This window comes from Paenibacillus sp. FSL k6-2145 (genome assembly GCF_037976585.1).
GTDB lineage: Bacteria > Bacillota > Bacilli > Paenibacillales > Paenibacillaceae > Paenibacillus.
Genome location: NZ_CP150267.1, coordinates 1,552,440 through 1,566,148, shown reverse-complemented (window position 1 = coordinate 1,566,148; position 13,709 = coordinate 1,552,440). Strand labels below are relative to the sequence as shown.

The window sequence follows — 13,709 nt, the reverse complement described above, 5'->3', positions numbered from 1 at the left end:
ACGCGATAACCTCGAAGAAGATATGATATAGGGATAGCTTTTAAAGAGGGGAGCCTTACGATGATCGATCAGGAGAATGGTATATTTGCGGCGGTGTGTCCGCTCGACTGTCCGGACACTTGTGGTCTGTTATTACATAAAGAGAATGGCAAAATTGTGAAGGTTGCAGGCAATCCGGATCATCCGATAACCAAGGGAGCCATTTGTAATAAAGTCAGAAATATGACTGAGCGGGTGTATCACCCCGAGCGTCTACAATATCCGATGAAACGTGTAGGAGCCAAAGGTGAAGGCAAGTTCGAACGAATCAGTTGGGATGAAGCGATTCACGAGATTACGACCAAATTCACTGCATTGTCCGAAACCTACGGCCCGGAGAGCATCCTGCCTTACAGCTTTTACGGTAACATGGGCATTCTTGGTGTAGACGGCATGGATCGACGTTTCTTCAATGCGCTAGGTGCGAGTGTGCTGGAGCAGACAATCTGTAATGCCGCTGGAAATACTGGCTGGAAATATACGATGGGCGCCAACCGGGGTACGGTGCCGGAAGATACGGAGCATGCGGATCTCATCCTGGTATGGGGCGGTAATATCGTCAGTACGAATATGCATCAGGTCGTTTTGGCGGAGAAAGCCCGTAAGAAAGGCGCCAAGATCGTCGTAATCGACGTTCATCGCAATCGTACTGCCCAATGGGGCGACTGGTTTATCCCGCTGTATCCGGGCACGGACAGCGCACTGGCGCTGGGATTGATGCATGTGCTGTTCGAACGGGGACTGACGGATGAAGCGTTTATGCAAAAGTATACGATAGGTCATGAGGCACTACGTGATCATGTCCGCAGTTACACCCCTGAACGTGTTGCATGCATTACGGGCGTGCCGGAGGAAACCATTGTGGAGCTGGCTGAACTATACGGCAACGCACAGGCAGCCCATATTCACATCGGCAATGGCCTCCAGCACCATGATAATGGGGGAATGAACGTGCGTAGCGTTGCATGTCTGCCTGCCATCACAGGGCAATGGCTGAAGCAAGGTGGCGGTGCCGTTCGCACCAACAGCTACGCGAGCACGAATAGCGACGTGCTCGAACGTCCGGAACTGCGGCAGAATCCGGAGCCGCGAGTAGTGAACATGAATCGGATTGGTGAAGCGTTGCTGGAAGCAGAGCAGCCAATCCGGGCGATGATGGTCTACTGCAGCAATCCACTGGTGGTGGCACCGGATACTGAGCGGGTGGAGCGAGGTTTTGCACGGGAAGATCTGTTCACGGTTGTGCATGATCTGTTCATGACGGATACGGCGAAATATGCAGATATCGTCTTGCCAGCCACATCTTCATTTGAAGCGACGGACCTGTACACCTCTTATTGGCATCAGTACGTTCATCTGCAAGAGCCGGTGATTGCACCGATTGGGGAGAGCAAGAGCAATGTGGAACTGTTCTCACTGCTTGGGCAGGCTATGGGGTACGATCCTGCAATCTTCGGAGAAACGCCGGAACAGATGATTGAGGACGCACTCCAGGGCACAGGCAACCCCTACATGAATGGAGTCACGTTGGAGGGACTGAAGGAACACCGATTCGTGAAGCTGGATATGTCGCCACATGCTGCGTTTCTGGATCAGCTACCCACACCTTCAGGCAAAATTGAATTATATTCGGAGACGATGGAACAGCGAGGTCTTCCGCCGCTCCCTACCTATAGCGCTCTGGTTGAAGGATATGATGGGGAGAATCCGGCTGGACCTGCCGATACGTATCCATTGATGTTCCTATCGCCGCCAAACCATAATTTCCTGAACTCCACCTTTGGCAATTCAGCCAAACATCAACGTTTGGAAAAGATGCCTCTATTGCAAATGCACCCCGAGGACGCTGCCCGCAGAAACGTGGAGGATGGAGATGCAGTGGTCGTATGGAATGATCGTGGGCGCATCGAACTTACCGCCAAGGTGAGTGAAGCTATGCTGCCGGGAACCGTCATCAGCCAAGGTTTATGGTGGGATGGTGATGGCAAGAAGCAGCGAGCCAATTCGCTCACGTCCAACCGATTGTCTGACATGGGTAACGGGGCGACCTTCTTCTCGGCCACTGTCGAAGTGAAGCGTCAATGAGTGTGCTTGCAGCATGATTTTTTTGAGGTAAGATGAACAAAGGATAAAACTTGAGCAGGATCTAAAGAGCAATACATGTGACACTTCATAAAACCTTCGCTCTGGCTGGTTATGGTTATGCCGTCAGGGCAAAGGTCTATTTTTTATGGTTATTTGTTTGTGCAGAGGTACTAAGGAGAATGAATTAAGATGATGAGATGGCTGGATAACTATCCAAAAGAAGTGAGAATATTTTTATTAGCAAGTCTGGTTAACGCAACAGGCAGTGCCTTGATGTGGCCGCTGACCACGATGTATGTGTTTGATGAGCTAGGACGGACGATGGCTAACGCGGGTTTTGTAATCCTCATTCAGTCCCTGGGTGGTATCTTCGGACAACTGCTTGGAGGTTCGTTGTATCACCGGGTGGGCGTGAAGAAGCTGATCATTGGCTCACTGGCGCTTAATGCGTTAGGTTTGTTTGCGTTGCCGTGGATTAGTGCGTACTGGGTCGTATTTATATGTGCCATGGGCTGGATTGGTCTGTTTAGTTCATTGTCGCTGCCAGCGATTCAGGCCTTTATTGGCTTCAGGTTTGCGGAGCGACGCGGTGAATTATTCAATATTATCTATGTGGCGAACAATATCGGGGTGGCGATTGGTACGGCGCTGAGTGGTTTCCTGGCTGACTTTTCCTATCACCTCAGCTTTGTACTGAACGGAGTGACCTCAGCCGGATTTGCGATATTCTTCTGGTATTATCTGTCGCGAGTCGAACCGGATCAGGCAGAAGTGCATCTGACCAAACGCAAAACCGTTTCCGATGGGCCGGGCGTCTGGGCTCTGCTGGGCAATACCCGATTATATCTGTTTATGAGCTTGGGCGTGCTGTTCCTGTTATTCGGCAATTCCATCTGGAACACAGGTGTGTCCCCGTATATCATCTCTGAGGGTATGGAAAAAAGAATGTACGGTCTGCTCTGGACCCTGAACGGGGTGCTGATCTTTGTGGGCCAACCCTTCACCAGCTGGGTTAAACGGACCATGGCCCGTACCTCCACGGCCCAGATGACCGCGAGTGCGGTATTCTATGGCATGGCCTACATTGTGATGATTACCATGTACAGCTATCCTGGCATGGTGCTCGCCATGGTACTTGCCACGTTTGGGGAGATGTTGATCTCCCCTGCAACACCTGCATTTATCTCGGAGCATGCCGGCAGGGCGGCACCTTTTTACATCGGGATATCGGGTGGAATCGGTGCGGTTGGACGGGTTATAGGCCCCTATGCGATGGGGGTCATGTATGACAAGCAGGGACTTATTCCGGTAGCGTGGCTGGCAACAGGCACAGCGGCGATTGCGGTACTTGGTTTTGTATTGCACGCGGTGTTGAACCGTAATCGTGAAGTGAAGGAGTATGGGATGGACGCCTAGCCTTTGTGGGCTGAATCGTATGATGAAGGGAGAGGACAGGTTATAGTGGAGGAGAAAAGAAAGCTACTTTAACCTGTCAGATCATCCCGTTGATTTATATTGACAAAAAAATCTTTTTATGCTATAATTTACATATTAAATCTCTTCGTATATACTAAGGTTCTCCTGGCCAGGGGGAATCTTATTTTTGTTTGTACGGGAGGAATAGGTATGAAGCAAAATGAATCCAGTATTACATCTTTGATTTCGGCTTTTGGCCGAGCCTATCATTGCCAATATGATACACCTCTTATTTTCAATGATTTTATAGCCAGTGCGCTTATCACTCCTCAAGAGTTTTCAGATATCAGCAATAACATGGTTAGAGGCATTCATTTTTTCAACCCGGATATGGCGCACCAGCTCAAGGACGACCCGGAAAAGGTTCTAAAATGGATTACCCAGGTACAATTATCTCCAATAACTCTGGCTCGGGCCGCTTACTGTGAGCATGTACTTTTGCATGAAGTCGCGTTGGGATTGAAGCAGGTAGTCATTCTTGGCGCCGGGATGGATACGTTTGCTTTGAGGCATCCGGAATTGGAGGACACGCTGGATATCATTGAAGTAGATTATCCGGCTACACAGCAATTCAAGAAGGAGCGGCTGAATCAGGCCGAGCTGACTATTCCGGACAATCTTCACTTTGTACCCATGGATTTTACGCGTGAGCTTTCGAATGACAGCTTGACTCTTGAAGGTTTGAAGAAACGGAAGACGTTGGCTAGTCTCCTGGGTGTTTCGTATTATTTGCCCAAAAATGATCTGTTTAACGTGATTCGTCATGTGTTTGCGAGCCTGCCAACCGGAAGCTCTATAGTTCTGGATTATGCAGATGAGCATCTTTTTGAGGAAAAAGGACTGTTTAATCGGGTTGAAAATATGGTTAAATTGGCTGCAATGGGTGGTGAGCCGATGCAATCCGGGTACGCATACGCGGAGATGGAGGCCTTGCTTGATGAAGCGGGGTTGCTTATCTATGAGCATCTGACTCCAGAGGCGATTCAGGAACAGTTTTTCCAGGATCGAACCGATCATCTAAGGGCATTTGAAACGATACATTTCATTCACGCGGTAAAAAAATAAATCAATCTGGGCATACAGGGTTACCTAGATAGCCCACATTTGCATAGCAACGACAAACCTTCACCCTGTGGCAGGGTGAGGGTTGTTTGGTTTGAACGAAGGATCAACATAGATCATGATTCAGTAGTCAATAACTTCGCATGTGATACAAATGTTCAGAAATCAGACTTGTTAGGGTGCAATTCCATGTCATTCAATGTCCTTGCCTCTATTTGTGCATAATGCCCATATAATAGAATGGATCTGGTTAAAGGCAGGGGGATGCATACGATGTACAAGGTTTTGTTGGTCGATGATGAATTTATGATCTCGGACGGGATCTCCAGTGTTGTGAACTGGACCCGATTAGGAACAGAACTGATCGGCATTGCTCAAGATGGATTGGAAGCGCTTGCTTCAATTGAGCGGCAACGTCCGGATATTATCATCTCGGACATTCGCATGCCGGGCATGGATGGATTACAGCTGGTTGAAGCGGTGGCTGAAAAGTATCAGGATATCTCGTTTATCATGCTTACGGGTTTTACGGAATTTGAATATGCGAAGACGGCCATGCATTATGGAGTGAAGCACTATTTGCTCAAGCCCTGCAGCGAGGAGCATCTTGTACAGGCTATTAGTGAATTGGTCAGTGAGAAGCGGGAGTTGACCGATCAGGAGCGCTTTGTACAGTCGATCCAATATAATCTGGAGCGTGTACTGCCGCATGCAAAGGAATATTTTCTGAAAGAGCTGGTGACCAACAGAACGTATGGGGCCAAGGAGTGGAAATATTTCGAGGAATTGTTCGATGTACAATTTCAGGATCAACGTGTGCGATTGCTGTTGGTAGAGATTGAGGGGGATCATGAGTATCTGCACTTGTTCGCGGTGAAGAACATTGCCGAGGATATTTTTCATAATCCGATCTTAAGTGCCACGGTTGGAAGGCATGTGCTACTTATTATGGAGGATAAGTTGTCTGAAACGCAGTTGTTCCATAATATCGATGAGATTCGCGCCACATTTACCCGATATTATCATGATGATCTCACGATAGCGCTAAGCGAGCCAGGAGACCTCTCGCAGGCACGCCATTTGTACATGCAGACGCTGGTTTATCTCAATTACCGCTTTTACCTCGGTGAGGGCAGTCTCATTATGGAACGGGATATTTACTCTCCCGGAGAACGCATTCTTCCTGAATTCGAATACGATCCGGAGCGGATGGTTACTGCAATCAAGGCGGGACACTGGCAGGAAGTGGGATCAGAGCTGAACCGGATGTTTCAGCTGCTGGCCAGCTTGCGATACGATATATCCCAAACGAAGTCCTATCTTATTCAGATGTTTATGGAGATGATTCGACTCAGTGGCTCTGCCGAGATGAAAAGGTATATGGACCAGTTGCCAGGCATGATAGAATCCAGCACCCTGCATTCTTTTCAACAGTTTTTGCTTGCCGTTGCTAAGGAAATCACGCTTCGCCGTTACGAACAACACCGCTCCAGACAATCGCAGATGGTAGGCAGTGTGAAACAGTTGGTAGAGAAGCGCTACAGGGACGAGACATTAACACTCCAGTCCATCGCTGGGGAAATATACATGAATCCAGACTACATCGGCAAAATGTTCAAAAAAGAAACCGGTGAGAAATTTACGAACTATGTGTTAAGCTACCGCATCCGCAAAGCATTGGAACTTCTGGAGCAGGACGGGAACTGCACTGTATCCTCGCTTGCCGAGCAGACAGGGTTTGGTGCCAACTGGCCGTATTTCAGCAAAATGTTCAAGAAATACACGGGCTTCTCCCCTTCCGAGTATAAAAAAGTACCCTAGGACAGCGTTGCTGTCGCTTCTACAGCATTGAACTAAACATTTACACGAAAACGGAGAGGACAGAAATAACACGAAGAAGCGGAGCGTTCGCCTAAAAGCTTTCTAAAAGAAAGCTACATCGTAAGCATATGCTATCCCCGGATTTTCCCTTTAGAAAAGGGAATCATAATAATCTGGGGATAACAGCGATCAGAGGGTTGTTCTGTCATCGGAGTGGCAAGTGTAAATATTCTTTAGCTCGATTTATATAGATAGCAACCTCTACATCTAATCTGTGATCGGGCCCTGTACGCCATTCATCGGCAGCAGGGTCTTTTTTTGTCGGACGGAACTCGGTTTTGAACATCCATTTAACGGAAATGAGCATGGGAAGAAAAGGCGCTCGCTTCTATCATTAGAAGTGTCATGTTAGTGAATCAATACCGAGAGTGGAGGTTGAGTGGATGGAGCTGAATCGAAGCCGGGGGATCGAACCTGGGCGTTTGAAGCCAGCTGGCAAATGGAGTTCGGTGAAAAAGGAACTTATCCGCAACAGATACGTCTATCTGATGCTCGTTCCTGTGGTAGCCTACTATCTGATTTTCAGCTATGGGCCAATGTACGGGCTACTGATGGCATTTCAGGAATCCTACAACCCGATCAAAGGAATCTTGGCAGGCGAATGGGTCGGATTTGACAACTTCACCATGTTTTTTGAAAGTTATTATTTCTGGCGACTGATTAAGAACACACTGATTTTGAGTTTTTACAGTATTGTGTTTGGTTTCCCGGCTCCGATTCTACTAGCACTGTTGCTGAATGAAGTCCGGAAAAAGTGGTTCAGAGGCGCAGTACAGACCATTAGTTATATGCCGCATTTCATCTCGGTTGTCGTCGTGGTTGGAATGTTGAAAACGTTCTCATCTCTGGACGGTGGGTTATTTAACGTCATTCGTGACTTTTTCGATCTGCAGCCGATTATGTTTTTGGCGGAAAAAGATATGTTCCGTCCGATGTACATCCTGTCCAACATATGGCAGGGCGCAGGCTGGGCCTCTATTATCTTTTTGGCAGCACTAAGTGGTATTGATCCACAGTTGTATGAGGCTTCCAAAATTGATGGTGCAGGCCGCTGGAGACAGCTATTACATATTACACTGCCGGGCATTATGCCAACGATTGTGATCATGTTAATTCTGCGTATGGGGGCGGTCATGAACGCGGATTTTCAGAAAATATTGCTGATGCAAACGGCACCGACCTATGAGACATCGGATGTCATATCCACCTTTGTTTATCGATCCGGTATTTTGGAGGGGAACTATACGTATTCAACCGCCATCGGACTATTTAACGGCGTCATTAATTTCGCGCTGCTCATTATCGCAAATGCAATCAGCAGAAAGCTTAACTCAACCAGTCTATGGTAATCGGAAGGTGAAGCGATGAAACAGTCTATAGGGGAACGACTTTTTGATGTATTTAATACATTGCTGCTGTTGGTGATCATGATTTTATGCTTTTATCCAATGCTGTACGTGTTCAATTCTTCAATCAGCGACCCGGACCAGATGCTGCGTTCCCGTTCACTGATGCTCATTCCTGAAGGTTTTCAGCTGGGAGCGTACAAGTCGGTATTTCAGGATACTCGCATCTATACGGGATATATGAACACCTTGTTCTATGTTGTGGTGGGTACAGCCATCAATCTGCTCATGACTTCGCTGGCAGCCTATGGGTTATCACGCAGTGATCTGATGGGCAGAAAAACGTTGATGAAATTAATTACGTTCACGATGTTTTTTGGCGGGGGCATGATCCCGACTTTTCTGCTGATTCAGAATCTGGGCATGGTGGATACCCGTTTCGCGCTTATTATTCCGGGTGCCATCAGTACGTTCTATTTCCTCATTATGAAAACAAACTTTGAGGGCATTCCGATCAGTCTGATCGAATCGGCGAAGCTTGATGGCGCCAATGACTTTCTGATTTTGTTCCGAATTGTACTGCCTTTGTCAAAGCCAATCCTGGCGGTCATGATGCTGTATTATGCGGTTGACCATTGGAATGATTATGTCGGACCGATGCTCTACCTGCGCAGTCAGGAACTGTATCCGATCCAGATTATTATGCGTGATATTCTGATCAGCAGCAGTACGGAGGCCATGGGCGCTGGCGCTGATACCGGCTTTGCCATTGGGGAGAACATCAAATATGCGACCATTATTATCTCCACGCTGCCGATTATGCTGGTATATCCGTTCATCCAACGTTATTTTGTTCAGGGCGCTCTAATCGGTGCTGTGAAACAATAAAAAATGTATCCTATGGAGGCGAATTAAGTGAAAAAAAGAATGGGGTCCATCTTGTTGTCATCGCTACTTACCATGTCTTTACTGGCGGGCTGTACGGGGGATAATGAACCAGGTAACGCAGAGCCAGCAGAAGAAACAGAACCTGCGGTGCAGGCATTAACCGAGATTCCGCTACCGATTACAAGTGAGCCATTTACCATTGACTACTGGCGCGCCAATGATGCCAAATTGACAGCTTCCTTGAACAATTTTGGCGATATGGCGTCTTACAAGGAAAAGGAGAAATTGACGGGCATCAAAGTGAAGTTCACACATCCTCCGCTTGGACAACAACGTGACCAGTTCAATCTGTTGATCTCCACGAAAGAACTACCGGATGTCATTTATTATAACTGGGCGGATGCCGTTGGCGGACCGGAAAAAATGATCAAGGATGGTCGGATCATTCGATTGAACGAGCTGATCGACAGTTATGCACCGAACTTAAAGCGGATTATTGAATCCGATCCGGATGTGAAGAAACAGATTGCACTCGACGATGGCACGATCTATATGTTCCCGCTGCTGAAGCTGGATGCATTGAAGCTGAATGCCACTTCCGGTTTAATTATGCGCCAGGACTGGCTTGATGCATTGAACCTTAAGGTACCTACCAACATCGATGAGTGGTATACGGTGCTTAAGGCATTCAAGGAACAGGACCCCAACGGCAACGGCAAGCCAGATGAGCTGCCATTCACCGGAAACTGGGGACCGGGTAACCTGACCAAGCTCCATGATTTTGCCGCGGCCTTTGGTGTCATTGGTGGCTTCCAGATGAATGGAGACAAGGTGGAGTTTGGACCGATTCAGCCGGGCTACCGTGATTTCTTGGAGACCATGGCCAAGTGGTACAAGGAAGGGCTGATTGATCCCGAGATCATGACCAATGACGGTAAAGCATTTGACTATAAGGTCACCAGCAATCTGGCAGGCGCATATCAGGGTGGTGTGTTCAGTGGGATGGGGAAATACTTCAATCTGATGAGAGATACGGACCCGAACTTTAATGTAACTGGTGTACCGTGGCCTGTATCTCCGGATGGAACTTCGTATGCGACATTTAATCTGGATGCCAAAGTGTTGACTTATGGTGAGGCCATTACGGCTTCCGCAGACGAAGACAAATTGAAATATATTGTTCAGTGGATGGACTACAACTATAGCGAAGAGGGTAGTGATCTGTTCAACTTTGGTATCGAAAATGACAGCTACGTTCGTGATGGGGAAGGTGTCAAATTCACAGATACCATCATTAATAATCCGAACGGTCTGACGTATGATCAGGCACTGGCTTCCTATGCCTTATCCATTATGGACGGTCCGATCAATCAGGATAGCCGTTACCTGGATGCATTATTATTTGACGACGGACAACGTGCGGCGAATGCGGAATGGATGAAAGCAAGCTCTGCATTAACGCTTCCTCCAATTCGTTTGTCAACAGATGAGGTGACCACAAGTACGTCCATCATGAGCCAGGTGAATACGTATTTGAATGAAACGATGACTGCCATCATTAGCGGACAGAAGCCGATCACCGAATTTGACACGATGGCCGAAACAATCAAGAGCATGGGCATTGACCGGGCGATTGAGGTTCATCAGGCGGCCTATGACCGATATCAGTCCAAATAATACGTGAGGCATCGAGCGCTAAAACTTTGGGAAAACCTTCCTGCATGTGATATACCTAGTAGTATCACGTGGTTCAAAGGAGCGCTTTGGTCATGACAGCCTACCGCAAACTCAGCATCAAAATGAAAATGTTTCTGATGATTATGTTCATGATGGCGTTTATCATCATCCTGGCGTTTGGGTCCTTGTATTATACGTACTCGGTGTATGACAAACAGCTGTTTGATAAGTCATCCCGACTTCTGAACCTTTCTTCGTCTACAGTGGATGTTGAACTTCAGAAGTTGGAAGCGTTATCATTAAACATGATCTCCGATACTCAGATTCAAAGAGCTTTGAAGTCGTTGCTGGATGACGATAGCGCATATTCAAGCTTTATTGAACGAAAGAAGATCACGGATCGGCTATGGGAGCATATTAGTGGGGCTGCACGTTATGTGCAATCCGTTCATCTGATTGATTCCAGAGGAAGAGTCAATAAATATGGCGAGACACTAACCGTATCCCAGGAAAAATATGATCGGATGATTGCGGCTGCGGAGCAGGCCAATGGTGCAGTACGCTGGTTATACCCTGATGACGATGACCCGATGCTGGTTATGGTCCGTCAGGTGAGAGCCTACGAACCGATGACCCTGGAACCGGTAGGCATACTGTTTCTACGTATTAATATCGAGCGACTCGTTGAGGAGTATGCGGGCATCGATAGCCAGGACAGTGACATTATTTTAAAAGCAGGCAGTGAGGTGGTCTATCCTTATCGTCAGCTTCCAGAAGCGGTGTCCACGGGGCTGAATCCACTTCCAGGCAGTGGGGGATATGAGATCAAAAATTTGGATGGGAGGGAGATATTTCTTTCCCAGAAGAAATCCGCATACACCGGCTGGGTGTATTATAATATGGCCTCTTATGATGAAATTTTTGAACGTATTATATGGTTGAAAAATAGTTTGATTGTCGTTTATCTTATCGCCATTCTGGTTGTTCTCGCGCTTGGTATGGTGTTCGCACGTAGTCTGACAAGGCCGATCAGGCAGCTTATCAGTCAGATGAAGGAGGTTCAGTATGGGGATCTGGAGAACATAGACGCCAATCTGTCCATTCCAACCCACCAGCACATGGATGAATTGGGGTTACTACAGCGTACGTATCGACTGATGATTACACATATTAATACATTGATCAAAGAAAATTATGCAAGCCAACTGGTCATTAAGGAAACGGAGTTCAAGGCGCTGCAGGCGCAGATCAATCCTCACTTTCTGTATAATGCGCTGGACTCGATCCATTGGCTCGCCAAAAAGAACAGGCAGGAGCAAATCTCCAGTATGGTGCTGTCACTTGGCTATTTGCTGCGTTCCTCCATCAGCTTCAAGCAAAATATCATTACCATTGCCGAAGAACTGGAGATCGTCAATCATTACATCACCATTCAGACCTACCGTTTCCGGGAGCGGCTGGATTTCCGTATGGATGTGCCTGCTTCTTATCTGGGTTGTGCCATTCCCAAGTTGACCCTACAGCCGCTACTGGAGAATGCCATTCAATATGGTTTGGAACCACAGGTTGGATCATGTCTGATTCGAGTGTATGCCGAGATATCAGGTGGCAAGCTGGCCCTTATCGTGGAGGATCACGGTCCCGGCATGGAACCCGAATATGTGGAACAGGTGCTGCGCGGTGAAGTGAAAACCAGAGGCACAGGTATTGGTCTACTGAATATCAGGGAGCGGGTACGTCTGGCTTTTGGCGAAGAATATGATGTTCTGCTGGAGAGCAATCCGGGGCTTGGAACGAGAGTAACGGTGCTGCTGCCACCCCCATCACCAGGTAAGGAGGAGAAGTTATGGGAAGATGGATGCGAATGATAGGCATGCTCTGCCTTATGCTGACTCTTCCTGGCTGCGTGAACCAGTTGGATCAAAGGCCAGGCATGATTGTGGACGAAGAGCCGATAACGCTGCGAATCGCTTGGTGGGGTGGGGAGTTTCGCAACAATGCAACGATAGCTGTTATCGACCTGTATGAGAAGTTGAATCCACATGTAAACATTGAATACGAATATAGCAGTTTCAACGAATACTGGAGAAAACTTGCCCCACATGCAGCAGGCAATGCGTTGCCCGACATTATCCAGATGGACATCTCCTATCTGTCCCAGTACAGTTCGCTGCAACTGTTGGAAGACATGACGCCGTACATGCAGAGCGGGTTGATTGACACGACAGATATTGAGAAGGAACAGCTGGAGAGTGGTAGCCTGAATGGAAAAACCTATGGTCTCAGCTTGGGAGTTAACGCCATGCTCAGCATCTATGATCCGGAAGTGTTAAAGGCCAATGATATTGAATTGCCAACGGATACGTGGACATGGGCGGATTTTGACCGGATGGGCGAGCAATTGCTCGGAAAAGGCATCTATCTGGGAACCTATTTCACGCCCGAACAGTTTTTCGCCTATTACTTGAGACAGTACGGTTCCAAGCTGTACGCCGAGGATGGCAAGAGGTTGGGGTATGAGGATGATGGGCTCTTTATTGAGTACTTTGGCAGGATGCAGCAGCTCGCGGAAAAGAAGCTTATTTTTGCACCGGATATCTGGACATCAGATGTTGGCCAGCCTGATAACGACCCGTTTTATCTGGGAGAGGCTTTGTTTAGCTGGGGGTATTCCAACCAATTTATCAGCACCGCTCAGCGTTATGGCAAACCCTTAACCATCTCCCCAATGCCTGGGCCAAACAGCCAGGATGGATTGTTTTTGAAGCCAGGCATGTTTTTCTCCATGGCGGGCAATTCCAGACATAAGGAGGAGGCGGCCAAGTTCATCAGCTTTTTTGTTAATGATTTGGATGCCAATCTGCTGCTCAAAGGGGAGCGGGGGGTGCCCGTCTCATCCAGTGTCAAAGAGCGGATGAAGCTGGTGGTTGAACCGGAGCTGGCGCAGGTGTTTGATTATATTGATTGGGTTGCCGATAACAGCAGCCAGATGGACCCGCCTGATCCCGTAGGTGCGCCAGAGGTCACTGCGGTATTGCGAGAGTTGTATGATCTGCTGCTGTTTGGCAAAATTACGCCTGAGGAGGCGGCGGTGGAATTTCGTGAGCGAGCGAATGCCATTTTGGGTGGTAAGTGATATAAATTGAACTAAATGTCATTTACACTTGCCACTTCGATGACAGAACAACCTTCCCTCTAGTACAGAAGGAAGGTTGTTTTGCTGTTTAGTGCCTTATTTGTACAACTCATATATTG

General features: G+C 47.8%; 9 protein-coding genes. All 9 read left to right on the top strand.

Features of this window, described 5'->3' with window-relative positions:
- The first annotated feature begins 60 nt into the window (after positions 1 to 60).
- The 9 genes from NZ043_RS06895 (at position 61) to NZ043_RS06855 (ending at position 13,590) form a co-directional block, all read left to right on the top strand.
- Positions 61 to 2,124: a molybdopterin oxidoreductase family protein gene (locus NZ043_RS06895; RefSeq protein ID WP_339311154.1), complete on the top strand. Its 2,064-nt coding sequence runs from the start codon at positions 61 to 63 to the stop codon at positions 2,122 to 2,124.
- A 192-nt stretch (positions 2,125 to 2,316) separates the two neighbouring features.
- The gene (locus NZ043_RS06890) at positions 2,317 to 3,540 is read left to right on the top strand and encodes an MFS transporter (RefSeq protein WP_339312676.1); all 1,224 of its coding nucleotides are present in this window, start codon (positions 2,317 to 2,319) and stop codon (positions 3,538 to 3,540) included.
- A gap of 210 nt (positions 3,541 to 3,750) precedes the next feature.
- Positions 3,751 to 4,665, top strand: a complete 915-nt coding sequence (locus NZ043_RS06885; protein ID WP_339311152.1) for a class I SAM-dependent methyltransferase — start codon at positions 3,751 to 3,753, stop codon at positions 4,663 to 4,665.
- 270 nt (positions 4,666 to 4,935) lie between these two features.
- Positions 4,936 to 6,483, top strand: coding sequence for a response regulator (locus NZ043_RS06880; protein WP_339311150.1), 1,548 nt, complete (start codon positions 4,936 to 4,938; stop codon positions 6,481 to 6,483).
- A gap of 443 nt (positions 6,484 to 6,926) precedes the next feature.
- Positions 6,927 to 7,892, top strand: a complete 966-nt coding sequence (locus NZ043_RS06875) for an ABC transporter permease subunit (protein WP_339311148.1) — start codon at positions 6,927 to 6,929, stop codon at positions 7,890 to 7,892.
- Between the two features lie 15 nt (positions 7,893 to 7,907).
- Positions 7,908 to 8,777, top strand: coding sequence for a carbohydrate ABC transporter permease (locus NZ043_RS06870; RefSeq protein WP_113052959.1), 870 nt, complete (start codon positions 7,908 to 7,910; stop codon positions 8,775 to 8,777).
- Between the two features lie 27 nt (positions 8,778 to 8,804).
- A complete protein-coding gene (locus tag NZ043_RS06865) occupies positions 8,805 to 10,454 on the top strand; it encodes an ABC transporter substrate-binding protein (protein WP_339311143.1) in 1,650 nt (549 codons plus the stop codon).
- Between the two features lie 92 nt (positions 10,455 to 10,546).
- Positions 10,547 to 12,322, top strand: a complete 1,776-nt coding sequence (locus NZ043_RS06860; protein ID WP_339311142.1) for a sensor histidine kinase — start codon at positions 10,547 to 10,549, stop codon at positions 12,320 to 12,322.
- Positions 12,301 to 13,590 carry an ABC transporter substrate-binding protein gene (locus tag NZ043_RS06855; RefSeq protein ID WP_339311140.1) on the top strand — a complete coding sequence of 430 codons (1,290 nt, stop codon included), beginning with the start codon at positions 12,301 to 12,303 and terminating at the stop codon, positions 13,588 to 13,590. Before NZ043_RS06860 ends, NZ043_RS06855 begins: the two co-directional genes overlap by 22 nt.
- Positions 13,591 to 13,709 lie beyond the last annotated feature (119 nt).